The 24,335-nt window shown below is 57.5% G+C and carries 24 protein-coding genes and 2 pseudogenes; 16 read left to right on the forward strand and 10 right to left on the reverse strand.

All coding sequences use genetic code 11. The annotated features are described in order from the left end of the window. From AC1DJO_RS26330 to AC1DJO_RS26375, 10 genes are all read left to right on the forward strand, one after another. Positions 1–2,415, forward strand: a complete 2,415-nt coding sequence (locus AC1DJO_RS26330) for a VirB4 family type IV secretion/conjugal transfer ATPase (protein ID WP_112540901.1) — start codon at positions 1–3, stop codon at positions 2,413–2,415. Between the two features lie 80 nt (positions 2,416–2,495). After that, complete coding sequence (locus AC1DJO_RS26335; RefSeq protein ID WP_477973749.1) at positions 2,496–3,518, forward strand: lytic transglycosylase domain-containing protein; 1,023 nt, start codon at positions 2,496–2,498, stop codon at positions 3,516–3,518. Between the two features lie 12 nt (positions 3,519–3,530). After that, positions 3,531–4,232 carry a type IV secretion system protein gene (locus tag AC1DJO_RS26340; RefSeq protein ID WP_477973751.1) on the forward strand — a complete coding sequence of 234 codons (702 nt, stop codon included), beginning with the start codon at positions 3,531–3,533 and terminating at the stop codon, positions 4,230–4,232. 3 nt (positions 4,233–4,235) lie between these two features. Further along, positions 4,236–4,451 (forward strand): hypothetical protein, encoded by a 216-nt coding sequence (locus tag AC1DJO_RS26345; protein WP_112540899.1) that lies wholly within the window; start codon positions 4,236–4,238, stop codon positions 4,449–4,451. 9 nt (positions 4,452–4,460) lie between these two features. Next, positions 4,461–5,492 carry a TrbL/VirB6 family protein gene (locus AC1DJO_RS26350; protein WP_112540898.1) on the forward strand — a complete coding sequence of 344 codons (1,032 nt, stop codon included), beginning with the start codon at positions 4,461–4,463 and terminating at the stop codon, positions 5,490–5,492. Positions 5,493–5,515: 23 nt separating this feature from the next. Next, on the forward strand, positions 5,516–6,208 hold the full coding sequence (locus tag AC1DJO_RS26355) for a VirB8 family type IV secretion system protein (protein ID WP_477973754.1): 693 nt from the start codon (positions 5,516–5,518) through the stop codon (positions 6,206–6,208). 23 nt (positions 6,209–6,231) lie between these two features. Then, a complete protein-coding gene (locus AC1DJO_RS26360; protein WP_477973777.1) occupies positions 6,232–7,014 on the forward strand; it encodes a TrbG/VirB9 family P-type conjugative transfer protein in 783 nt (260 codons plus the stop codon). Continuing rightward, positions 7,014–8,252 carry a type IV secretion system protein VirB10 gene (gene virB10, locus AC1DJO_RS26365; RefSeq protein ID WP_112540895.1) on the forward strand — a complete coding sequence of 413 codons (1,239 nt, stop codon included), beginning with the start codon at positions 7,014–7,016 and terminating at the stop codon, positions 8,250–8,252. The genes AC1DJO_RS26360 and virB10 overlap by 1 nt, the downstream gene beginning before the upstream one ends. Further along, positions 8,233–9,243, forward strand: a complete 1,011-nt coding sequence (gene virB11 / locus AC1DJO_RS26370; RefSeq protein WP_477831470.1) for a P-type DNA transfer ATPase VirB11 — start codon at positions 8,233–8,235, stop codon at positions 9,241–9,243. The genes virB10 and virB11 overlap by 20 nt, the downstream gene beginning before the upstream one ends. Further along, positions 9,240–11,231 (forward strand): type IV secretory system conjugative DNA transfer family protein, encoded by a 1,992-nt coding sequence (locus AC1DJO_RS26375; protein WP_112446085.1) that lies wholly within the window; start codon positions 9,240–9,242, stop codon positions 11,229–11,231. The genes virB11 and AC1DJO_RS26375 overlap by 4 nt, the downstream gene beginning before the upstream one ends. Positions 11,232–11,446: 215 nt before the next feature. On the opposite strand, the gene AC1DJO_RS26380 is transcribed toward AC1DJO_RS26375, so the two are convergent. The 3 genes from AC1DJO_RS26380 to AC1DJO_RS26390 all read right to left on the reverse strand — a co-directional run bounded on the left by AC1DJO_RS26380 (position 11,447) and on the right by AC1DJO_RS26390 (position 12,960). Next, positions 11,447–12,013, reverse strand: a complete 567-nt coding sequence (locus AC1DJO_RS26380) for a hypothetical protein (protein WP_112446084.1) — start codon at positions 12,011–12,013, stop codon at positions 11,447–11,449. Positions 12,014–12,150: 137 nt separating this feature from the next. Beyond that, positions 12,151–12,567, reverse strand: coding sequence for an MreC domain-containing protein (locus AC1DJO_RS26385; RefSeq protein ID WP_112446083.1), 417 nt, complete (start codon positions 12,565–12,567; stop codon positions 12,151–12,153). 249 nt (positions 12,568–12,816) lie between these two features. After that, positions 12,817–12,960, reverse strand: coding sequence for a hypothetical protein (locus AC1DJO_RS26390; protein ID WP_162702813.1), 144 nt, complete (start codon positions 12,958–12,960; stop codon positions 12,817–12,819). A gap of 333 nt (positions 12,961–13,293) precedes the next feature. On the opposite strand from AC1DJO_RS26390, the pseudogene AC1DJO_RS26395 reads away from it, so the two are divergent. Next, positions 13,294–13,779, forward strand: a pseudogene (locus AC1DJO_RS26395) (hydrolase); the annotation flags it as partial. Positions 13,780–13,965: 186 nt separating this feature from the next. Further along, positions 13,966–14,661, forward strand: coding sequence for a hypothetical protein (locus tag AC1DJO_RS26400; protein ID WP_112446090.1), 696 nt, complete (start codon positions 13,966–13,968; stop codon positions 14,659–14,661). A 101-nt stretch (positions 14,662–14,762) separates the two neighbouring features. Here AC1DJO_RS26400 and AC1DJO_RS26405 read toward each other — a convergent pair whose 3' ends face one another. After that, positions 14,763–15,116, reverse strand: a complete 354-nt coding sequence (locus AC1DJO_RS26405) for a response regulator (protein WP_477973757.1) — start codon at positions 15,114–15,116, stop codon at positions 14,763–14,765. 315 nt (positions 15,117–15,431) lie between these two features. On the opposite strand from AC1DJO_RS26405, the gene AC1DJO_RS26410 reads away from it, so the two are divergent. Continuing rightward, entirely contained in the window at positions 15,432–16,634 is a 1,203-nt protein-coding gene (locus AC1DJO_RS26410; RefSeq protein ID WP_112446082.1) for a sensor histidine kinase, read from the forward strand. 172 nt (positions 16,635–16,806) lie between these two features. Here AC1DJO_RS26410 and AC1DJO_RS26415 read toward each other — a convergent pair. After that, positions 16,807–17,207, reverse strand: a pseudogene (locus tag AC1DJO_RS26415) (GFA family protein). 823 nt (positions 17,208–18,030) lie between these two features. After that, positions 18,031–18,408, reverse strand: coding sequence for a response regulator (locus AC1DJO_RS26420; RefSeq protein WP_477973760.1), 378 nt, complete (start codon positions 18,406–18,408; stop codon positions 18,031–18,033). Positions 18,409–18,956: 548 nt separating this feature from the next. Between AC1DJO_RS26420 and AC1DJO_RS26425 the strand changes: the two genes are divergently transcribed. Continuing rightward, a complete protein-coding gene (locus tag AC1DJO_RS26425) occupies positions 18,957–19,172 on the forward strand; it encodes a cold-shock protein (RefSeq protein ID WP_112389242.1) in 216 nt (71 codons plus the stop codon). A 92-nt stretch (positions 19,173–19,264) separates the two neighbouring features. Here the strand turns inward: AC1DJO_RS26425 and AC1DJO_RS26430 are convergent, their stop codons facing one another. Beyond that, on the reverse strand, positions 19,265–19,450 hold the full coding sequence (locus AC1DJO_RS26430) for a hypothetical protein (RefSeq protein WP_112446080.1): 186 nt from the start codon (positions 19,448–19,450) through the stop codon (positions 19,265–19,267). A 57-nt stretch (positions 19,451–19,507) separates the two neighbouring features. Beyond that, complete coding sequence (locus tag AC1DJO_RS26435) at positions 19,508–19,714, reverse strand: hypothetical protein (protein ID WP_112446079.1); 207 nt, start codon at positions 19,712–19,714, stop codon at positions 19,508–19,510. A gap of 323 nt (positions 19,715–20,037) precedes the next feature. Between AC1DJO_RS26435 and AC1DJO_RS26440 the strand changes: the two genes are divergently transcribed. Together AC1DJO_RS26440 and AC1DJO_RS26445 are read left to right on the forward strand one after the other, a co-directional pair. Beyond that, positions 20,038–20,382 (forward strand): hypothetical protein, encoded by a 345-nt coding sequence (locus AC1DJO_RS26440; RefSeq protein ID WP_477973762.1) that lies wholly within the window; start codon positions 20,038–20,040, stop codon positions 20,380–20,382. Positions 20,383–20,520: 138 nt separating this feature from the next. After that, on the forward strand, positions 20,521–21,186 hold the full coding sequence (locus AC1DJO_RS26445) for a hypothetical protein (RefSeq protein ID WP_477973764.1): 666 nt from the start codon (positions 20,521–20,523) through the stop codon (positions 21,184–21,186). An 82-nt stretch (positions 21,187–21,268) separates the two neighbouring features. Here AC1DJO_RS26445 and AC1DJO_RS26450 read toward each other — a convergent pair whose 3' ends face one another. Both AC1DJO_RS26450 and AC1DJO_RS26455 read right to left on the reverse strand, forming a co-directional pair. Further along, positions 21,269–21,964: a DUF1684 domain-containing protein gene (locus AC1DJO_RS26450; protein ID WP_112389524.1), complete on the reverse strand. Its 696-nt coding sequence runs from the start codon at positions 21,962–21,964 to the stop codon at positions 21,269–21,271. A 358-nt stretch (positions 21,965–22,322) separates the two neighbouring features. Then, a complete protein-coding gene (locus AC1DJO_RS26455; RefSeq protein WP_112446076.1) occupies positions 22,323–23,984 on the reverse strand; it encodes an alpha-amylase family protein in 1,662 nt (553 codons plus the stop codon). Positions 23,985–24,335 lie beyond the last annotated feature (351 nt).

Here is a 24,335-nt window from a genome sequence, read left to right on the forward strand (position 1 = left end):
ATGCTGAGCGTTATCCGCGAAGAGCTCGGCTTCGGCCCGATTGGCCACCGCGAACGGCCCATGTCAAAGCACATTCCGTATCTGCGTCATGTTGCAGACACCGTCATCAAGCTTGATGGCGGCGCGCTCATGAGCGTCATCAAGCTGGACGGTCTTTTCTTCCAGACGGAAGATCAGGCCGAGATCAATATGCGTTCGTCCGTGCAGAACACGCTGATCAGGGCCCTTGGCTCCAGCCGGTTTTCGCTGTGGTCCACCGTTGTCCGACGGCAGGTCGATACATCCATCGACGGTGAGTTCGACGATCCTTTCTGCGCCGAACTCGATAGGCGCTATGCGGCCTCGCTTGGCGGCAAGCGCATGTTCACCAACGAACTTTATCTTACGGTGCTTCGCTCTGGGATGCGCGGCGCACTGGCCGCAGGTGATCGCGCGCGCCGACTGATCGGTCTCGCGTCTGGGCGCGATGGGCAAGCTGATCAAAGCCGCGAAACAATCAACGAGCTCGAGGAACTTGTCGGCAATATCGTCCGTGACTTGAACAAATATGGCGCAAGAGCGCTCGGCATCCGCTCGATCGAAGGGTCGCCATATTCCGAGCCGGCAGAATTTTTGAACTCGGTCCTCACCTGCGGGGTACAGCGAAAGATGCGCCTGCCGCGCATGGGGCTTTCGAATTTCGTTGGCACATCGAGGCTGCATTTCTCCAGGCGGACCATGCAAGCGCAAGGGCCGGTTAAGCAAGACGACCGCTTTGGCGCGATGCTGTCAATTAAGGAATATCCGCCCTTTACCGGGCCCGGGATGTTGGATGGCCTGCTTCAGGTGAACCACGAATTCATTCTGACTCAGTCCTTCACGCTCGCAGACAAGCCAATCGCGCAGGAGCGGATTACACGTCTGAAGCGACAGATCAGCGCCTCGGACGAGGCTGGAAGCGATGTCGAAACCGATATCGATTTCGCGCTGAACAGCCTTCTCAACCAGGAAGCCGTCTTCGGCTTCCACCATCTGTCGCTCCTCTGCCTGTCGCGGGATCTGGACGGGGTCGGCAAGTCGGTCTCCGACCTTGGCGCCTGTCTTACTGACATGAACATCAACTGGCTGCGCGAAGATCTGAACCTGGAAGCGGCCTTCTGGGCGCAACTGCCTGGCAATCATGCCTATATCGCGCGACGCGCCATGCTCTCAAGCGCCAACTTTTCCGGCCTTTCGTCGATGCACAATTTCGCGGCCGGACAACGAGAGGACACGCACTGGGGAAGCCCGATCACCATCCTCGAAACGACGAGCCAGACACCCTACTGGTTCAATTTTCATCGGCGCGATATCGGCCACTTCCTTGTCACTGGACCGACCGGATCCGGCAAGACAGTCGCCCTCACCTTTCTCTTGGCCCAGGCCTTCCGAGTAAAACCCTCACCGCGTGCTGTCTTCTTCGATAAGGATCGCGGCGCGGAAATTTTCATCCGGGCAATGAACGGCTCCTACGAGATCCTCTCACCCGGAACTCCTACCGGTTTCAATCCGCTGCAGCTCGAGAACTCCGGTGAAAACCGGGAGTTTCTCCTCCGTTTGCTGAAGGCGATGCTGCGCAAGGATCGCGCGGATGCCTTCGATCAGGAGGAAGAAGACACCCTTGAGCGCGCGATCGTGCGGATCATGTCCGAACCGGTGGCGGAGCGAACGCTCGTCAACTTTGCCGGTCTCCTGACCGGCCGTTCACGTGCCGATCCTAACGATCTCAATTCTCGGCTTCGGCCCTGGATCGACGGAGAAAAGGCTTGGTTGTTCAATGCTAGGCACGACGTCTTGTCCTTTTCCGGCCGCCGCGTATTCGGCTTCGACATGACGAGCATCCTCGACAACGACGAGGTTCGCACCCCGGCTCTGATGTATATCTATCACCGTCTTGACGAGCTCTTCGACGGCACGCCTGTGATGATCTTCATGGACGAAGGATGGCGCCTGCTACGGGATCGGACCTTCAGCGACTTCATCGTCGACAAAATGAAAACGATCCGCAAACTGAACGGGATCGTCGGATTTGGCACCCAATCGGCTGCCGATATCGTGAACTCGCCGGCGGCCCATACCCTGATCGAACAGTCGGCGACCAATATTCATTTCCCGAACCCCCGCGCCGACGAGGAAAGCTACATCAACCGTTTCGGGCTGACGGCGAAGGAATTCGGCTTCATCCGCAATACGCCGCCCGAAAAGCGCTCCTTCCTCATTAAGCATGGCAATGACAGCGTCATCGCCAGGCTCGACCTCGGGTCTATGCCCGACCTGATCAAGGTCCTCTCCGGGCGCAAAGAAACCGTCGAAGAATGCGCAGCGCTTCGTGATCAGTTCGGTGACGACCCCATGGGCTGGCTCGCGAAGTTCTGCGGCTGGGAGCAGCAACCGTGAGAGGCAGCCGCACTCCGACATATGCCACGGCCGTGCTCATGCTTCTCGCATGCGGGCCTGGCGTTGGTCCCTATCCTGCAATGGCCGACGTACCAACGATCGACGGCACCAATTTCGACCCAAGAGATCGTCGAGATAAAACAACGAGCAATCTCGAAGACACGGATCACGACCGTTACATCATCCACACATCCGTGACCTGCTCGATGTATCGGCCGGGCCGGACAAACGATCCGGTCGGGGCTGCGCAAGCCAACCCAGAAATCGCCGGGCTCGCCCGGCGGGTCGCGCAGGAACAAGGCGTCGACGAAAGCCTCTTTCTCGCTCTCATCTATCAGGAAAGCCGGTTCAATCCCTGCGCCAAGTCCGCCGCCGGCGCGACTGGCCTGACACAGCTCATGCCGGCGACAGCGGCAGGCCTCGGCGTTGACGAGAACAATATCGAAGACAACCTGCGCGGCGGCGCGCGATATCTGAGAGAGCAACTGCTAAAATTTGGCGGCGATACCAATCTGGCACTTGCCGCCTACAACGCAGGTCCGGGAGCGGTCAGCAAGTATGGCGGGATTCCGCCGTTCAAGGAGACGCAAGGCTACGTCGCCTCGATCACACAGGCCTGGCTGCCGGCTTTCGGTGGCTCAGACAAGTCGGGGATTCCCCTCAATTTTGGCGGTGGAGAGACCGCCTATACCGGCATGCGGTCATCGACGCTCAATGCCATGGGCGCAAGCGCGTCGACGTCGGACAGCCTTGGCAACGTTGCGAGCTGGTACCAGCAACTCGGCGCGATGCAGACCGGCACGATCCAGGACAGTTGGGACCAGAATTCGACGGCCCGCAACGCCAATCTGGAAATGATGAACAGCGTCATCAAGTTGACGACGGCGATGGCCGACCTCGTCAATTCTCGCAATGCGATGTCGGCAGCCAATCTTTCCGGATCATCACGGACAGCCGCCGGCGGTTCCAGTGATACCTCGCCGCGCGATACGACCGGCTTGTGCGACCCCCGACAGAACCTGGTGTGGAGCGACGAGCAAAACGGCTGCATCCAGAAGCGCCCCAATACCAACGATGTGCGGCTGCTGCTTCAGCCGCAATGAAGGAGGACTGCAATGATAATCAAGGCCTCGAGCACATTGATCCTGTTCTTGTTGCCGGCAGCCGCGCTTGCCGACGTTCCGGTGATCGACAAGACCAACTACGCGGTCGCCAAGCAGACCGCGGATACGACGGACAAGATCCTCGATACCAACAAGAACATCCTGACGACGGTGCAGGATACGCTGAAGGCGGTGACGGGTGACCGCGGCAGCACCGCCGCGCCCCTGAAGGACCTGGCGATCGGCAACGGCTTCAGCGTCTCCTCCATCCCGTCCTTTGATAGCATTCTCAAGGAGGGCGTTCCCAATTTTGGATCGATGGGGGGCGATATCGCTAAGGCAGCGACCATATTCATCAATGGCTTGCAACTGGTGAAAAGCTTGTCGGGTAAGGAAAACAGCAGCTTTTCTGGTGACAAGTCCTACGAGCAGCTCGTCAACTCCGTGCTCAGCGTTTCAGCGCTGATCAACGGATCACAACAGGCAATCGAAACGCGAAGGAGCGCTTTTGAGCAAGCCGGATCGCAGATCGGCAGCGCTCAGGACATCAAGGGGTCGATCGATCAGAACAGCCAGCTCCAGGTCCAGTCGGGCCTGACGTTGAACGAGATGATCGGTGTGATGAACGGCGCAGTCTCAGCGCTGCAGGCGGAGAACCAGCGGCGCCTGACGGATATTTCCAACACCAAGAAGGCGCTGAGCTACGGCAACTGAATCATGAAAAACGCGATCCTGAATGCCGCAGTCGTTGCAAGCCTGTCGATGCTGGCCGGCTGCGGCACGGTCAAAGAAAAGACCGCCCCTTGCAAACGGCCGGCCAACCTGACGTCCTTTGCTGCTGATCTCCGATACGATTGCGGGCCGATGCGGGCGGTCAACAATCCCGCCGCCGCCTTTGCCGCGATAGGCATCCCCGAACCAGGCGGCAAATAGGGTCTCAAGATGCAAGATTTTCTGGGCGATCTCCTTCAGCGGATTGAAGATTCCGGCTCGAGCTTCTCGCAGCAGGCCTATACCGTTGTCGGCAACGAATTAATGCCGCTCTTGCGGATCATGCTGATAGTCTATGTCGCCTGGTATGGCCTGCAACTTGTTATGGGCACCTCGCGTCTATCGGTCGGCGAAACCATCGGCCGGATTGTCAGGATGATGATCATCCTGGCGCTTGTCGGCTCCTGGGCAAATTTCAATAACCTCTTCTACCACTGGCTCAACGACACACCCGAGGATGTTGGTCGGGCCATTCTTGCGGCTTCCGGAACGGGGATTACCGATCCCACCAATGGCCTGTCGCAGATCTGGAAGACGGCCAACGAGGCGGCCTCGGCTTTCGCCGAGCAATCGGGCTACTTCTCCATCCTCCCCAGCATGATCGGCATCCTGACTATAGTCGGCGCCGGCGTGTTCATCGCGATTGCGCTAGCGATCCTCATCCTCGCGAAGGTGATGCTCTGGGTGCTGATCGGTGTCGCGCCGGTCTTCATCGCCTGCATGCTCTTTGAACGAACCCGGGGATATGGCATCGGCTGGTTCAATCAGGTCCTGACCTATGCGCTTATTCCACTGTTCATTTATGTCATCGCCGCCTTTCTGATCGCAGCGATGAGCCCGGAGCTCACCAAAATCGATGCAGCAAGCGGATTGCGGACCCTCACCCTTGCCGACGTCGCAGGCTTCCTGCTGCTTTGCGTCGCCGGTGGATTTGTCATGCTCTACATCCAATCGATCGGTCAGGGGATCGCCGGCGGGATTGCAGTTGGCGTCGGCAGCGCCGCACGCCGCATTTCGCAGTTCGTCGGAATACAAGTTCCGCTGACGGCGGCGCGCGGCAGCACAGCTGCCGGCCGAGGTGCCTATCGCGCTGGCCGCTCCCTTGCCAGCAGGTTCAGCAACCGCGGTGGTGGCGACGAAGGCACCGACGGAGCGCGGACCGCGATGCAAACGAAGATTTCCCGCCAGGGCCTCCCAGGCTGATCAACCGGATATGAAGCACCAACATGGCAGATACCAAAGAATTTGACCTTCGAACCTATTATCAAAGCGGGGACATCTGGGAGCAGGAGATCGTCAAGAAGGCGAAGCGGTCCCGCACCCTTGCCTGGTTGGTGACGCTGACATTCGCTGGCATAACGTTGCTGAGCCTGCTGGCTTTGGTGATGCTCGTGCCGCTGAAGAGCTTTGAGCCTTACATCGTCGAAGTCGACAGGAACACCGGCTATCTCGAGGTCAAGAGCGGTCTGACGCGACCGGCCAACCTCACTGAACAGCAGGCCATCACTCAGGCAAATATCGTGCGCTATATCCGGTCGCGCGAGGGTTACGATCCCTATGCCATCGAACAGAACTTCGAGATTGCAGCACTTCTGTCGACCGGCAACGCTGCCCGAGAGTTGCAGGATCTCTACAGCGCCGCCAACGCCAAAAACCCTGCCAAGGTCTACGGGAAAACGAAACGGGTCACAGTCGAGATAGCATCCGTGACATTTCCGAACAGTTCTACCGGGATCGTGCGGTTTGCCACGACCGAAGTTTCCGACACGGACGCGGTCACCCGTCATTGGATCGCGGTTGTTCGCTATCGCTACACGGACACGCCGGCGACCAACGAATGGCGCTTCGAAAACCCGCTTGGCTTCCAGGTCTACGACTATCGACGGGATCAGGAAACAGTAACGGAGAGCAATCGGTGAGGCGGTTCTTTCTAAACGGCTTTCTGCTCGCAGCATGCATAGCGAACACATCGAACGCGGTTGAGACGCCAGCCGCCGGCCGGCTCGATCCCCGCGTGACCAGCGTCGTCTACCAGCCGAACAATGTCGTGCGTGTTTTTGCGACTTACGGCATCTCGACGATGATCATCTTCGACGAGGACGAAAAATTCGAGACGATTGCTGTTGGTGACACCTCAAGCTGGGATGTCGTGCCAACCGACAAGGGCAACATCCTCTTTGTAAAGCCGAAAGCGAAGGATGTCGCGACCAACATGAATGTCGTGACCACCAAACGCATCTACTACCTTGAGCTCAATGACTATGCGCCGGAGGACAACAAAAAGGTCTTCGGCATCCGTTTCGTTTATCCCGACAAGGATTTGAATGCCTCGCTGCGGAAGGAGGCCGAAGCGCGCGCCGGCTATCCGAACATTTCCGGCATCGACAAGGCGAACGTCAACATCGACTACTCTTTCTCCGGCGATACGGCTCTTAAGCCGCTGATGGTGTTTGATGACGGCGAGAAGACCTTCTTCAAATTCGGTCCGAAGGTGCCGGCAATCTTCGCGGTGAACAGCGACTTCAGCGAGACGCTGCGTAACTTCCGGCGCGAGGGCGAATACATCGTCGTCGATGGCACCGCGACGCAATATACGCTGCGCGATGGCGACCAGTGGACCTGCATCTTCAATCTGCGCAAGCCGGATTTTGGCCAGCCTGACGCTGATGTCTTCGGCCCCTCGCCTGACAGCCGAGCGACGACACGAAGAAGGAGCGGCAACTGATGCAGCGTTCTCCAGAACTGGAAGCCATGCTCGCCGGCGACGAGGTCGCGGTGCGCGATAGCCGCGCCCGTCGGAAACACCTTCTTGGCGGCACCGCCTTGCTGCTTGGTGGCGCAGTCCTCGTCTACGTCGTCTTCTTCGGCGCTCAGAAGCCGACACACGATACCTTGCAGGGCGACGAGGAATTCTCGACAACAACCTTCAGGCCGCCGTCATTTCTGCGCCCGGAGCCTCAACCCGATCCAAAGCCAGCCGACAATATCATCCAGATACCGGAGCCGCCGCCCGAAAAACCTGCACCGCCCGACACGACCGAATTTGCCGTGCCGCCACCGCCGGCGGTTGCCGCAGCAACGCCTGCGGCCGAGCCCGAACCGGAAATATTCCCAGAGCGATTCCGCTCGAAGCAGATCGTCGTCGATTCCGCGAAGGGTGAAAGCGACGGATCATCATTCGGTGGCAGCAATGCTGCCGGCGGCCCAACGGTGGCGGGCGAAGATCGCAACAGCAAATTCCTCGCGACAGCGTCGGCCGTCGGCGACCGGTCAGCCCAGGCACGCAAGATCGACCGGATTGACGCGATGATCCCCGAAGGCACGCTCATCCCCGGTATCCTCGAAACTGCGATTAATAGCGATCTGCCGGGCCAGATCCGGGCAATCACGTCCCAGGACGTGTATTCCTTCGATGGTAGGCGCGTCCTGATCCCAACGGGCACGCGACTGATTGGTGAATACCAGTCGGAGGTGACCCGTGGGCAGAAGCGCATCTTCGTCATCTGGACCAGGCTGCTGCGTGACGATGGCGTCACCGTTCGGCTGAACAGTATCGGAACGGATAGCCTCGCACGCTCCGGCCTCACCGGCATTGTCGACAACAAGTGGCGTGAGCGTTTTGGCTCCGCAATCCTGCTCTCGATTGTTGGCGCCAGCTCGTCTTACCTGACGGGTTACGGAAGCGGCCAATACAGCTCGGGCAGTGGCAACGGAGAATCCGATTCCGACCCGGCTGCAGACCTCGCGCGCGAAACGATCGCCCAGACCTTCTCCGACATGGCAAACCAGGCGCTGTCGGAGAACCTCAAAATTCCACCGACCATCAGTGTGCTCCAGGGCGAGCGCATTTTCGTCTACGTCCGGCAGGATCTCGACTTTTCCGCCATGTATCCCGATCCGGTCGAGGAAGCACTGAAGGAGATCAAACATGAACGAGGCCTCGATCAAGGTCGTAGCCGGTAACGATCCGTATTATTTCCTGCGCCGCGCCCTGGCGCCGCTCGGCGAGTTCCTCAATGACCCCGGCGTCATCGAGATATCGGTCAATAGGCCAGGAGAAGTGTTTGTCGAACGCCTTGGCGCGGACGCAATGGAATTCCACGCCATTGCCGCCCTGACAGCTAAGGAGATCGAGCATATTGGCGAACGGGTCGCTTCGGCCAGCAACCAGTTCATCAGCCGGATCAATCCGTTGCTCAGTGCCGCACTTCCCACAGGCGAGCGCATCCAGATTGTCCTGCCTCCGGCTGCCGCGGACGGTGGCTCGATCTCGATCCGCAAGCAGGTCGTCAACGACTTCACGCTGGCGCAATATCGCGACAACGGCGGGCTCGACAGAGTGTCCGTCACCGTTGGCGGCGCGAGCGAGATCGAGACGAGGCTGACCGCTCTGCTCGAAGCCGAGCGGATCCATGACTTTATTGAAACGGCGATCCGCGAACGTGTGTCGATGCTGATCAGTGGCGGCACATCGACGGGAAAGACGACGTTTTTCAACGCCTGCCTCAAAAGCATCGATCCGCATGAGCGCATCTTGACGCTTGAAGATACCCGTGAGCTTTTCCCGCCCCATCGCAACAGCGTGCATCTGCTGGCGTCACGCGGCGACCAGGGCACGGCGCACGTCTCGATCCAGACCCTGCTTGAGGCATCGCTTCGTATGCGGCCGGATCGTTTGTTCGTCGGCGAGATCCGCGGCGCAGAAGCATTCGCCTTTCTGCGTGCGATCAACACTGGACACCCCGGAAGCATGTCGACGGTTCATGCCGATACGCCAACCGGCGCATACGAGCAACTCGCGATGATGATGATGCAGGCCGGCATGTCCTCCGGCTACTCCAAGCAGGATCTGATGTCCTACATCCGCATGGTCATCCCGATCGTTATTCAGTTACGGCGCGACGGCGGGCGAAGAGGCGTCTCCGAGATCTTCTACGCAAGGCGGACAGCATGAGCCGGGAATATGCCGCCGTCTACCTGTTCTTCTGCGCTTTGCTCGCAGTCGCAGTCTGGATGCTTGCCTATTCGCTGATTTTGCAAGTCGTTTGGAAGGATGGGCGCGTCCTCCATATGATGACGACGACCAACCCGCTCGTCCCGTTTCAGCAATTTGCCGCTTATATCGGCAACCGGCCGCTTCAACTGGTCGCCTGCGCGGCCGCGATCCCGGCATTGGCTGCCGCTGTCGCAGCCGCGATGTTCGGACTTCGACGACCATCCAATCCGTTGGGAGACGCGGCGTTTCAGGATATGGCTACCCTGCGGCGCTCAGGCTGGTTCCGCAAGGATGGCCATGTCCTCGGCGCCTACGGTAGCAGTATCTTGAGGCGAAAGGACGATCGTCACCACCTGATCATCGGACCGACCCGCTCCGGCAAGGGTGTCGGCTATGTCATCCCGAATGCGCTGATGTTTCCAGGCTCGATGATCGTCACGGATCTCAAGGGCGAAATTTTCGAACTGACGGCCGGATACCGGAAATCGCGAGGGCATCAGGTATTTCTGTTTTCGCCAGGGTCGCCGAAAACGCATCGCTGGAATCCGCTCGACTTCGTCCGGTCCGATCGCGGCAGCCGTACGATCGATATCCAGAATATGTCAGCGATCTTGATACCGGAGACGGTCGGATCGGAGAATGCCGTCTGGCAGGGCACGGCCCAGCAGGTCATTGCGGGTATCATCAGTTACATCCTGGAGAGCCGCCACTATCACAATCGGCGCAATTTCGGCGAAGTGAATGCTTTCTTCAATGCCGGCGTCGATCTCCGGGCCCTGATGAAGCTTATCAAAGAGAATGAAACGGATCTGTCACGCTTCACGGTTGATAGCTTCAATGCCTACATCTCACTCAACGAACGCGCTGCGCGCTCGGCGCTCCTCGATATCCAGAAGGCGCTGGCTCCGTTCCGCAACGAGCGCGTGGTCGCGGCCACCAGTATCACCGACATCGACATCGCCTCTCTGCAGCGGCGACCGGTCACAATCTATCTCGCACCCAACATCACCGATATGACCATCCTTCGACCACTGCTGACACTCTTCGTTCAGCAGATCATGGATCTCCTGACCCGCGAACATAATCCGGCTGCCCTGCCCGTCTACTTCCTTCTCGACGAATTCCGGCAGTTGAAACGAATGGACGAGATTCTCAACAAACTGCCCTATGTCGCGGGCTACAATATCAAGCTAGCCTTCATCATTCAGGACCTGAAGAATATCGACGAAATCTACGGTGAAACCGCGCGGCACTCGCTGCTCGGCAATTGCGGCCTTCAACTCATCCTCGGCGCCAACGACCAGGCAACCGCCGATTATACCTCTCGTGCACTTGGGAAGCGGACGATCCGCTATCAGTCAGAATCGAGGACGGTCGAGTTGATGGGGCTTCCGCGCCGCACCAAGGTCGAGCAGATTCGCGAGCGCGACCTGATGATGCCGCAGGAGATCAGACAAATGCCGGAGAAGAACGCGATCCTGCTGGTCGAAGGTCAACGGCCAATCCAGACCAAAAAGATCCGCTACTACAAGGTCGAACCGTTCAAAACCGCTGCTGCTGCTCCGTATCGCATGGTCGAAATTCCTGAGGTCGAACTTACAACGATGCCGATGGTGCCGGCTGTGCTGCAGGACTACGAACAGTCCCCGACCGAAAACCTTGAAAAGCCTGAACTTTCACAAGCAACCGACAAAGAAGCGTCTCCTTCGATAACGCCGAGAAGGACCCGCACTGTTGATCTCGCTTCGAAGGGCAGCATCCCGATGCAACAGGCGCCTGAAAAACTCGTGACAGCAGAGCTGCGTCTCGTAAAGACGGCACAAAAATTGAAGGCCGCTGTCGAAAGAGTAGTCGATGACAATCCCAATCTGTCGCTAAAGCAGCGAAAGAGCATTCACGACATCCTTGCAAACACCGTCCCTGATCCGGAGGAGATTGGCACCTAGCAACAATCCAACGTCCGCAGTCACCACGACGACCAGCAAGCCGCTCGACGGAGCCCTCTATCCCTGGAAAAGGCACACCGAAAGTCTGTCATCAGCTCTTTCACTTGAGGTCGACAAGACATCCCGCATCAAACAGGGCCTCCTGCCTAGCCGATCGTCAGCGTAGCTCTGCATCAATCTATTGAGCCAGGATTGATTGAGACGAGACGCGACACTTATCTGCCATCGAAGCGGGAGAGCATGTCTCTCAATTGGTCGTTCTGTGTTTCCAGTTTTTCGGCAAGTGTGGCCCTGAGCTGTTTGATATCATCATCCAAGCTGAACGCTGCGGTGACATATTCCCCCCGCTCGTCACGTGGCGGCGGCTCAACCAGTTTGGCTGGGGCTTTGGCCCCTGCGGACTTCAAGGAGACCCGAGACGCCTTGGCCGCTTTCTTCTTAGTTCGAAGATCGTAGGTAGGTCGAGCATTGCTGATCGTTAGCGCATCCTCGGAAACTTGATGCGCATCTCCGGGCTCTTCCGCTATCTCGGTGTGCGTCAGCTGTTCAGTCACCGCAGAGTTTTCGGAGGATACGTGGTGGGCCGAGACCCTGACGACGACGCGCTCATGCTCGGGTACCATCGCATCTGCAACCGGGGCGGCCTGTGTGATCCTCACCTCGTCGGAGACAACGCTCGGCGAGGCCTCTTCGCGAGGGGGAATTGCCGGCTCTTGGGCTGGTTTTGCAGCTTGAGCCGGGGCCTTAGACCTAAATTTGGAGATAATGTTCCATGGCGACATAGACGTTCCCTCTCGCTTGAAGCGCCAATATACGCGGCGCAGAGACCGGATCAGAAAGTCCGATCGGGCGAACGATTCTCTACATGGACTTTAACCGATGGCGGATGCGAAGCAAACCATCCGCCATCGATAGGCGATCACTTCAGTCCAAGACGGCTGCGAAGATCAGCGTTCTCACCGCGAAGCTTTTCTGCCAGCGATTTGCGGAGGCGCTGATTTTCTTCCTCGAGCTGGAGAAGTTCCGCGAAGTCGTCTGCCAGAGGAGATGTGGCCGCTGTTGGCTTCGCAGAACGGTTTGGCCCGCGTTTGCCTGTCGTTGGGCTTGCTGCTGTGCGCTTACCGCGGGTCGCTGTGGCGCTGGCAGCTGCCGGCGATGCGGCAACCTCGGTGCGCTTGGGACGACCACCGCGGTTTTTCTTAACTGGCTCCGCAGTCGTTGCAGCTGCCTTCGCATCCGCCTTTTTGACACGCGGTGCACGTTTCTTCTTTGCTGGGGCTTCCGGCGCTACAGCGGCTGTGTCTGGAGCAATGCTTGGATTGTTTTCGTCGGCCATTGGCGTATCTCCCTGTTTGGCAATTTCGTTGTCGTTTGTAGATTCGAGGCTGTCAATATCGGATGCGATACTTCAGCATTCGAGCATAATGCCCAATGGAGTTTGCAATTGTCTTGATGGCACTTTGGCGATCTCACATCGGCACCGGATGTCGGGTGACAATGTTGAGTGCGATGACACAGGACACTACGCCGCCTCACGCAGACCATACGAACCTCAGTGGAACTGGCCCGCAAAGTAAAGCCCGGCTTAGGCTACCCGCCTCCGCTCGGCCTCCGCTTTGATAGCGGCGTCCTTTGCCATTTTGATAAGGTAGACGACAAACGGTTGATCGCTGAGTTCAGCGAGTTTTTTGGCTGCTTCGAGATGATCAATCAGATGAACCTGCGACATATAAACCTCCGTTGCAAAGCGCATATTCAGCATTGCTAATGAAACTTAACCAAGGTTTACTATGCGAGGTTTGGTCCGGCACCGTACGACGACAGAGGCTGTGGGTAGCGTCTGCACTGCTAGGACCGGCGGCCGCTCTGACGGCCCTACTTTGACGCAACGACAGCGGATGAAGATACATTCGAACTGCAAACATCTTTGTGCGCGCAAACCTGTTGGTGTAACGGCTCGTGCGCTACCTAGATACTGCGGTCTGTTTTACAGCGAGCTTGCTGCGTCAGAACCAACATGGGCTGCTGTCGACGTCCGAACTCAGAGTGCCAAATAGTGCGGATGATGTTTTTCACCGGCGACACACATTTCGGCGATCCGGGTGTCCTCCGTCTGGATCGAAGGCCTCTCTCCAACATGGAGGAACACGACGCAGCGCACATCCGGAACTGGAATGAGAGGGTCGGGTCCGACGAGGCCTGGCATCTTGGAGACGTCGTGTCGGCGAAGGCCCGCAGTTTGCAACTAACTCCTAAGGAAGTTCAACGGCGGCAAGCACCTGACCGTCGGCAACAACGATCCTGAGACGACGCCGCAGTCGCGAGAAGGGGATAGCGCGCAACACTATGCCGAGCTCCAGCAGGGCGGTCACCACCTGATCCTTTGCCACTATGCTTTCCGGACATGGAAGCAGATCGGAAAGCAGTCTATAGATCTGCTCGGCCACTCACATGGGCGGTTGAAGCCCCTTCCCCGCCAATCGACGTCGGAGTTGGCGCACAAGGGCTGCGTCCAGTCACCCTCGATGTGATCCTTCGGAGAAGTCGGTGGCCGACGAGGAGTGAGATATCGTTGAGGACGATTAGCACGCGAGACGTCGGAGGACGAAAGCTGCCGGCGACCATTTTTACAGGCTATGGCGCCATTACGGCGAGTTATCGTCTGGCTCCGGTTGAAGACGGAACATTCAACGCGCGTGCTCGTTCGCTCCTAACCAAAAGAGGAGGAGCATTCATGACCAACGTTTACAACGAAAGCGCGCCCGTATACGCGGGTGACCTGGCCAAAAGTACTTTGACTGCATTCTTTGACAGCCGGGGCAACGCCGAGACTGCCATCGAAAAGCTGAGGTCGGCAGGCGTTGCCGACGTCCGTCTAATGCCGGGCTACGAGGCTAACGGCGAAAACGTTGCAAGCGAAAGGGAAGGTTCCGGGTTCTGGGCCGGGCTGGCCGACTGGTTCTTTCCCGACAATGACCGCGACGTCTTTGCCGAGGGCCTTCGTCGCGGCGGCTTTCTCGTCTCTGCTTCGGTCGACGACAGCAACTACGACACGGCGCACGACATACTTGACGACGAGGGATCGATCGACATGGACGAGCGGGCCGACCTGTGGCGCGCCGAAGGCTGGTCGGCCGGCGGATATAACCAGCAGGCTGTAGCGTCCAAGGAGGACGTGTTCCAGGCTGATGCGACCGCAGGCAGCGCGACCGGCATCGGCCGATACAGCAGGAGTTCCAAAGCGACTTCGCCAAGGGTTCGCGGATACGATCTGGCTGAAGACGTTTCGAGCGACGTTGTCGACGACATTATCCCGACCGGCCACCAACGCGACGTGTCAGAGGGCGACCGCAATGCTAACGAACGGATGTCGCAAAGCCAGTCGATCGACGACTTACGGCAGAGCCAGAGCCTGCCAGGCAGTCGCTGACTCCGAAGACTTTTGAAGCCAAGCTCGATCAGCGCAGCCCCGTATGACTGTATCTGTAAGTGCGTTCGATTTCCGCTGCCTTTGATGCAAGCGAGCGGCGGTTATGCGGCGAGCCCGATCAAGGTTTGAGCCAACTGCTTCCGATTGTATGGCTTTGTGAAGAAAATTCCGCGCTCCGGCATCTGGTGGAGGAGCGGCTTCGCCATCGCGGATACAACAAGTATCTCGATCGGCGGATATCGTTCACGCACGGCTGTTGCGAACACGAGGCCATTCATCGAGCCGGGGATGTCGATATCCGTCCAAATTATTCGAATACCAGGCTCCGCTTCCAATAGCCGAAGAGCGTCATCCGCGTTGGTTGCTTCGAAAACCTCGAAACCAATATCTTCGACAAGGTCCAGCGCCATCATCAAAAGAAGCGGCTCGTCTTCAACGACTAATACTTGGATCACCGGATCCTCCCCGTAGTGCGAACTACCAGACCGCAAGGGAGTTCCATAGTTTGATGACTATAATCGAAGGACGGCATTATCGAACCTGAGGTCACTGTCTGCGGCGTTCCGTGAGCTTGAAGCTCTGGGCCGCTCAACATCCACGCACGATGCGACGGTTTTGCTCGCCACTGGATGAAAGTGGACCCTTGCTGCCGAACAAGCCTCAGGTCGTCTCAAATTCAGTGAAACCCGCGCAGAAACCCTACATACGAGCGCTTTCAAAACTGTTGGGGAACACCATATTCGCAGTATTATTAGTGTTGGGGCGGGCAGGTGAACGAAGACTTCCAAAAAGACATCGATAAAGTCCAGCGAATTTCCGCGGTTCCATCGATACTCGATGTCGTTTGCCGCTCGACCGGAATGGGGTTTGCTGCCGTAGCCCGCGTCACGGAAGAGCGATGGATCGCATGTCAGGTCTTGGACAATGTCGATTTCGGGCTGCCGGCGGGTGGTGAGTTGAAGGTGGAGACCACTCTCTGTCATGAGATCCGGCAGCATCATGAAGTCGTCGCCATCGACGATGTGGCTGAAGACCCGATCTACAGTGACCACCACACACCGCGGATCTACGGCCTCCAAAGCTACATCTCGGTGCCGATCATCCTTCCCGACGGAACTTTCTTCGGCACTCTGTGCGCTATCCACTCCAAGACAGCGAAGGTCAACAACCCCGAGACAATAGGGACCTTTAAGCTGTTCGCAGAACTGATCGCCTACCATCTTGACGCCAGTGACAGGCTAGATGCCGCAAAAATTGATCTTGACCACGAAAGAAAGCAATCCGAGGTTCGGGAACAATTCATCGCCGTGCTCGGCCACGATCTTCGCAACCCGATCGCCGGCGTGGACGCCGGGATCAATCGGCTTCTACGTCATGGCTGGACCGATAAGTCGCCACAACTCTTACGCATGATGAAGGCAAGCCTGGTGCGCATGGCGGGACTGGTAGACAATGTCATGGACCTGGCGCGCGCGAGGCTCGGCGGCGGGATCAATCTTGACTTCGATCCCGACCGAACCATTGAGGACACGATCGAGCACGTCGTTCAGGAGTTCAAAATCGCGCATCCCGAAAGAGCGATCGAGATGTGCCTGGAGATCGAAGCTCCGCTTCGGATCGACCATGCGCGAATAGGACAGATGTTCTCCAATCTCCTTGGAAACGCCCTAACGCACGGTGCACCAGACCATCCCGTGCGGGTGAAGGCAATCACCACGGATGACAAATTCGAGTTAAGCGTCGAAAATCGTGGCGAGCCAATTCCGCAGCAATCTCTCAATAAGCTTTTCCAACCTTTTGAAAGAGCAGAGGGTTCGAAGGGTCAGGGGTTGGGGTTGGGCCTCTTTATTGCTTCAGAAATTGCCCGTGCCCACGGAGGGACGTTGGGAGTTCTGTCCGACGAGAAGATGACCCGCTTCAGCTTCTCCATGACCAAGGAGTTTGATCCCGTTGCAAGATTGGCTCCGAAATGAGCGCCGTTGGACACCAAGGCATTGCTGGCACCGTTCAGGCTGCTCGCCGCCGCCGGACGGATACCGCGCCCACTTCCCTTTCTGGACGTTAGACCCCGAAACAGATCGCATTGGCCATGCATCGGGACGATGCTAGCCCACCGTACCTTCGCCGCAAGTGCAAACCTCGGATTTAATCACCGCTGTACCGAGGCAAGGACCGAATATCTTGGGCCCAAGAAAGCTCCGATGAGCACCAAAACTGTGCGCGTGGTCCGAGATCTTGCCGCTGCGTTATGGTCCCAAGCCGGATTCCAACCTGATTGGCATCCTCGAGTTCGCCGCTCGTATAGATCGGCGAGCCGCAGTTGGAGCAAAAGTATTGCATTCTTCTGCGGCCGTTAGCGGCGGTCTTCACGTACAGCGTTGGATGGCCAGAAGTTAGGCGGAAGTTCTCACGTAGGGCCGTTACGGTCACGCGGTACGCCGCACCCGTAAGCCGCTGGCAGTCGTTACAATGGCAAATCGTGACGTCCTGGGCTTGGACCTTAGCGACTTGACCTGTCCACACTGGCACGCGCCGTCGATGTCGATATGCATCTCATCTCCAACCACTCATATCTTTGACGAAATAGGGGTTGAATGCCAGATGTCGATGTGACTGTGTCAGATTTCCAGACTCCTCACCGATAAAAATCGGAGTTCTTTGGAGCGAAAGGCGTGGCGGACACCTTGGCAATACCAAAACACGCACTAAATGCGTCGTGGGCATGATGACTTCCCTCTTCGTTGTCTTGTCCGCTCCTATGCTCAATTCCCGAGCACAATTCAGCGCCACCTCCCAGCGGCGCTATTTTTTTCCTTGAATTCTGGGCTATTCGGATTCCCGTGTGGAATTGCCAGTGTCGAGCGGCCGATCCTGAGCGGACAGGTTTATGGGGCCCCCCTGAGAAACAGGACAGCGCCAATGCACCGGTTTATGAGTTCACAACCGAGGAATTAGCAAGCCGCTTCGCGAGCAAACCAGTATCGACTTGGTCTTCACTTCACGTCGTCCCCCGATTAGTCAGCCCGCTCGACAAAAATATGGACTTAACATGATGATGCGGAGATACCTCTTGACGTTGGACCGACACAACCGGCAGACCCGCAGCGGTCTTTCCACGGAAGCTAAACTCATAGAGGCCTTGGCCGCGCAAGATCTGCCATCCATCATGCCGCCTGACTAGCTTGTTGCAACCATGCAAATGGATATCGAGGGAACGGCATCGCAATCCACGAGTCCACTTTGGACGCCATCAATATGTGGAAGCTTGAACTGAGGGTGGTCGCGTTGGTCGGTGCGGCCCAATTCAGCCGCACCGCGTAGAAGGCAAATCGCCGTGCATATCTGGCTTCAGAAGCCCCAAGACGCGGTCTACCAGTCTGCAGCGACGTTCAAAGCCGTCTTTGACTTCGTGTCTGCCTTCGCCAAGCTCTGGAGAATTCGCTCGTCGGAAAACGGCTTCCCGATCACGTCGACTGCGCCGTCAAGACCGTGACCGACCTCTCGGGGCGTTCCGGTCACGAAGATCACTTTCGGTCCATAGCGGTCGATCAACCTTCTGGCCAAGGCGGCTCCACTCAACCCATCCGCTAGACCAAGGTCGACCAAAGCGGCCTCGACACGAGGGGCGTGAGCGAGCGCCTGTTCCACTGTGGAAACTGGACCAACCGTAGAATGCCCAGAGTCCGTAACAATCCGCTCAAGCTCCATAGCAATGAGCGCCTCATCTTCAACAATCAAAACCCGCATATTCTCCTCCTGAACATCCGACGAGTTAGGTCACGTTTCATGCCCGTCGAGGTTTGTTCACGGGTTTTTGACGGCGAGCCAGCAGCCCGATGAGGAGATGTGTGACCGCTCGCAATGATAGGACCCGACCCTCCATATGCTACGGCGCTCTAAGCCCTACCTTTCAGCAAGGCTGTCGCCGTAGCCTTCCCGGCCAGCTGCCCGTCATCAGCCCTGCCTGTAGCAAGGTTGCTTGCATAAGATGTAGCTCATAAACTTGGAGCTGCGCGATGCAAATTGTCATAGATACCATGTCGTGCGTTGATCGTAGAACCGATCGATTGCGACGGCGTTGTGCTGACTGTTCGGCTCAACGCGAGGGATATCCGAATTCCACTCTCCGCTATCGCAGACTGGAGCCCGATAGGCGGTGAACAAGGATCGCTTCCGCTTGATCGCTGGATCAAACGACGATCCGATGTCGTTTGCTGCTGACGTTGTTTTTATGGTTGCAGGCTTCCAAAAGCCATTGCATGTTGCTGCCCGTAAAAATGCCAAGGGGAACAAAAATGGCAACAGGTACAGTCAAATTTTTCAACATGGACAAGGGGTTCGGCTTCCTCACCCCGGATGGCGGCGGAGCGGATATCTTCGTCCACATCTCCGCGCTTCAGGCGTCCGGCATCCAATCCCTGCGCGATGGTCAGAAGGTTTCGTTCGATACGGAGCCTGACAAGAGGGGTAAGGGCCCCAGAGCCGTCAACGTGCAGCTTGAGACCGCATGAGGCTGTATGCCCCTGCGGTGCTGCCACAGAATTCTGTCGCAAGTAAACAGTGCCTTAGAAAGATAATCTTGGTCGGTTTCGGCACTCTACAACTACGCTTCGGAATTGAAAGCCGGGGGATTGGGCGTCTTCAAGCCAAGGCGAACGCTTTGGCCTGATGCCCACGAAAGTGCAAAATGAATGCCTGAAAAATCCTGCTCGGTGACCTTGCCCAGCTCGGTCACCCGAACGATGTATCTGTCTCCCCGGAGGATGAGATCAACAGCCGACTGTTTCATTTTTTCGTCCCATGATCAGCGGAAATACAGTGTCGTGCGTCGGGATCGTGCGAACCACTAAGTTTGACGCGCTTCGCCCAACGCAGCCAGCAACTCGCTTTTGGTTGTATATCCGGCCTGCAAAAGGTCGAAGAGGCGCGATACCAACGAGCATCCCTCCTGGCTGTTCGGACTGACGCGGTGAGTTTCACACCACTCAGCCATGGCCTCAAATACCGGTGTCACGTCATCACTGAACGAAATCGCGCGGAATAGCTCCGACATAGATCGCCCTCCTTGTTAGAGGGGCGAGAGCTCGTATCAACTCCCAAGCGGCCGTTGCCATTGCATTCCAGCCGACGAACAAACATACGCTTATCGGTCGATGCCGCCAATTAATTTTGACATGGTACGGTCTCACAAATTGCCCAACCTCAGAAAAGACTCTGAACTCTGCCGTAACGTCATGGTCAACGCGCTCGTTTGGGAATCTTCATACATTGGAGGGCAAAAAGTGAAACGGATCGAGTCTCGGCGTACAATTTTGTCGCAATATCGCCCATCGATAGTGGAAAGCTAACTAACCGAAACCAAGTCCGGAGTTGCCGATGTCCGACAAATCCTGCCCAGTCCCAACGCCCGAAGAGCGAAAATACATTGAGATCAAGGACGCCGCAGAGCGCGCGATGCTCGACAAGGTTTTCGCGGCTATCAATGAAGCTGCCGCGGAGGTCGCGGACAGATTTAGAGAGGCCGGACTGGCGTTCGAGCCAACAAGCGCCGACTATTTTAAGTTCACGGTCCAGCAGGTCATGTTCGTGAGCTTGAGCGGGGGAGATCCCGACACTTTAAAGGGCGGCGATGCCGAGATCGGCCAGCGCATTGTCAACAACGCTCAGCATATTATCGACCACTACTGGCGGAGCGCTGGCGAGATAACTAACGACGGCTAGAGCCTTGGCGTCATCCGTTCCGGCGTGAAAGCCATATCCTCTTCGTCTGAGCTACCGCGCCGCTTCTCCACGAGGGGCCTGATGTCCTCGGTAGCCACGTAACGGAGCCTGTCGATACCGTCAGTCGCAGCGTCGTATATGACATTCGCAACCTGTTTGCTCGTCGCCAAGCCACGCTTCTGGGCCTCAGCAATTGCTGGCCGCTTGGTCGACTTGCAGATGATTGACTTTGGTCTCACCGAATACCGCCGCAGAACTGATCTCTACACCACAGTCACCTGGGAGCCGGGATCGCTGATGGTCGTTCACACGGAAGGCAAGCAAGCATACGCTGACATGGTAAGAGGCAATCCTCCGACCTTCAACCGTTCAGGGCGGGCGGCAGTCGATCGACTGAGATCAAGACGTTCTGTCAGCGCGGACAACGGTGGTCGCTTGAATGACGCTCAATGCCATCATCGATTAAAGGACTTGGCTGGAACCGTGCATCCGCAGGTAGGTCGATCCGTGAAACATCCACCCTTTATGACGTCACCGCGACGCCAACGCGGGGATCGTGCTAACCAGCATCTTCGCGAGGTCAATGCCGCTCAGTCCACCCGGCATATCGACATCGGTGAAAACCGCGTCGATATCGAGCACGTCTGCCAAGAAGAGGCGGATGAGCATCTCATATTCTACGACGCGTTACAGCTTATTCATCTCGGTTCCCCGTGGTTGTTCAGGGAGGTAACGCGATACGGGGCTCGGCTCCCAGGGGATCACGGTGTGGTGGTCCCGTTGTGTTCTAGCAACGTCGTCTGATGCCCCCGAGAGCGCGCGCGCTCGTCGCCCCAATAGCGTCTGTCGCAGTCTGCTACCTTTTCGCATGACCTGTTTCCGGACCCTACCCCCAACGCTCCCCGCCCCGCACCGCGCCTCTTAGGCGATTGCCCGACGGTGCCAGTGGGCAGACGTAACGGCTGGAGTACGAGCAGGACGGGAAATAAGCAAAGTTGAAGTCGAGAATGGCGCTTCCGTCCGGGCGCAACGTACCGAGGTCTGCGCCCTTGATCGTATCGAGAAGGTAGCGCCCGCCTCCGTAAGTTTCGTTGCCTGAGGTGGCGTCAGTGAAAGGTAGGAATACGCCGCCGCCGTAGCCCTCGATCCAGTAAAGCGTCAGTTCTCCTCCGAGCACATCCTGTAACCCGCCGGTACGTGCGAAGGCGCGCATGGTCAACTCGCCATCAGCGCCCGTCGCAACGGTGATCCGCTCCTCGCGTGTCTCCTCGAGGCGAACAGTCAGGCGCAGCGAAGGATCATAGGGAAACATTGCGGGCCCCTGATAACCTTGTCGGTCCTGGGCCTCGATGGGTGATTGGGGATGCCCCCGGAACAGTTGGGAACGGGTGTCGCACCACGTTTGCCAGGCGATCGCGGGGTCTTCGCTCGTTCGGATATTACAGTAGAGATCCGCAATGGTTTGCCGCCACTCCCACAGTTGCTCGATCGAGTTCACCGGACGCTCCTTTTGTAAAACCTTGCCTTCGCCGCCCGACCCGGTGGTCGTCGCGATCACTTGGGACTCGGCTTCATCAAACATAGGAACGGCCATCCGAAAGCCAACCGGATTCCCGCTAACCTCCGGTCTGGTCGAGACCAAAAAAATATGGCTCATAAAGCGGGAGAGGTTTGCCGGCGGCTTTGGCGAAGGCGCGACCGCTATCGCCCCCTGAATCCCGTGATGCTACGCGAAACCTTAGAGCCAACGCAAACACCTCGATGGCTATTCCTTTTGGCAGTAGTTCGGAATCTCTAGTTACAACGTGGCGGTGTTCTCAAAAGAAGGCGTGTCCACACGAAAATCCGAATAGCCGATCAGCGGCGATCAAGGTCATCGGGCGATTGCTTTCGTCTTCGGCTATGATCGTAATCGTGTTATGCGCGTCCGTCGACGCTCTTTACACTTCGCTACGCTTCAAAAGGTAGTCCAGGCCGCCGGATCGATACCAACGGAAGCCGTACGGCTCGAGCACCATTCGATGCTTTCCGCCTTGGTCGATATGGCTATCGTGGCCGTCGAGAATGTCGATCAGCACCGACGCGTCCTCGTTGTCTTCGATCCGGAAACTGATCTCGACAGGCTTGTCGTGGAAGCTGTGGATAATCGCCAATACGTTCCTCCTCCATTCGTAACGCAGGATCAGGACACCGGGATCACCGCAGTCGATGACTGCGAATTCGCCCCAGCCGATCTCCGGTGCCTCTTTCCGCATGCGGATCATCCGCTCGGTCCAGTTCAGCATGGATTCGCTGTCTCGGCGCTGAAACGCGACATTGACGTGATCGTATCCATATGGCCCATCGGAAATCACCGGTAGGACCGGCTTCTCGCCTTTGGTGAAACCTCCTTGCGGTTCGTTGGACCACTGCATCGGGGTGCGCGCGCAATTCCGCTCGGGAAGCGTCAGGTCATCGCCCATTCCGATTTCGTCGCCATATCGGAGGACGGGTGTGCCAGGCAGCGAATACATTAGGCTGTACGCCAGCTTGAGCCGGCGGACGTCTCCCCCAAGCATGGGCGCAAGCCTGCGCCGAATGCCGCGATCGTATAGCTGCATGCCCTTCTCTGGCCCGAACGCGGAAAACACCGTTTGCCGCTGACTTTCCGTGAGGCGGCCGAGATCAAGTTCGTCGTGGTTCCTCAAGAAGACGCCCCACTGCCCGGTCTTCGGCAGGTCTCCAGTGTCACGCATCGCTTTGACGAGCGGTCGAGTATCAGCACTTGCCATTGCATAGAATAGCGCTTGGTTGACATGGAAATTGAACATCATCTGCATTCGGTCGCCGTCATTGCCGAAATATTCAAGGTTTTCCTTTGGCACGACATTGGCCTCGGCGAGAATGATGCTGTCGCCCTTCCGCCACTGAAGAAATTCACGGAACGCTCGGAGCATTTCGAACTGCTCCCTGGGTTTCTTGACGTCTGCTCCCTTCTCGGCGATGACGAAAGGCACGGCGTCCATGCGAAAGCCCGAAACGCCTAGCTGAATCCAAAAACCCATGATTTTCAGAATTTCAGCCTGGACGAGCGGGTTCGCGGTATTCAGGTCGGGTTGGAAATCGTAGAAGCGGTGGAAATAGTACTCGCCGGATTGCTTGTCCCGCGTCCACGTTGACTTCTGGACCCCTGGAAACACCATCCCTTCGTCGGCGTTTTCCGGCTTCGTCTTCGACCAAACATACCAGTCTCGGTAACGGGAGTCCTTATCCGCCCTTGCCTCCTTGAACCAGGGGTGCTCGTCGGACGTGTGGTTGACCACGAGATCGATAAGAACGCGAATGCCCCGTTGTTTTGCGCCATGCGTGAACTCGACAAAATCACCGAGCGTGCCGTAACGAGGATCGACGTTATAGTAGTCGGACACGTCGTAGCCGTCATCTCGTCCTGGTGACGTTTGGAAGGGCATGAGCCATATCGCTGTGATGCCAAGGCCCGCCAAATAGTCGAGACGGCGCTGCAGCCCCTGGAAATCGCCGACGCCGTCACCGTTCGAGTCCATAAACGTTTCGACCGACAAGCAGTAGACAACGGCGTTCTTGTACCAAAGATCGTTAATCATGCGTGTTGCTCCTGCCACCGAAGATGGTGACGGAAGCGCTTTAGAGCCCGAAAGGTTCCGAGCGCCGCGGAGCGATTCCTATCGGTGAGTGTCTGGCGACTACATCTTTGAAGATGCGACCTTCTGCCTCGTTACTCGCCGAAGGTCACGAGGCCGTCGATGTCGCATGCGTGGCCGTCGGCGTCGTCGACGTACCTACGAAAGCCCCGTGGCCGGGCGCGTCAACTTTGCGGATGAGTTCCCTAGCCTGCACCAACTTTTCGAGGAGCGGCTCTACTTCGTCCTGTCTGGGGACGTTGTGCGAAAGCGATGTTGCTGCTGGACCGGGACCAGCCTTGCGAGAGATGTCGT

The organism is Rhizobium sp. 05N430 (assembly GCF_056396985.1).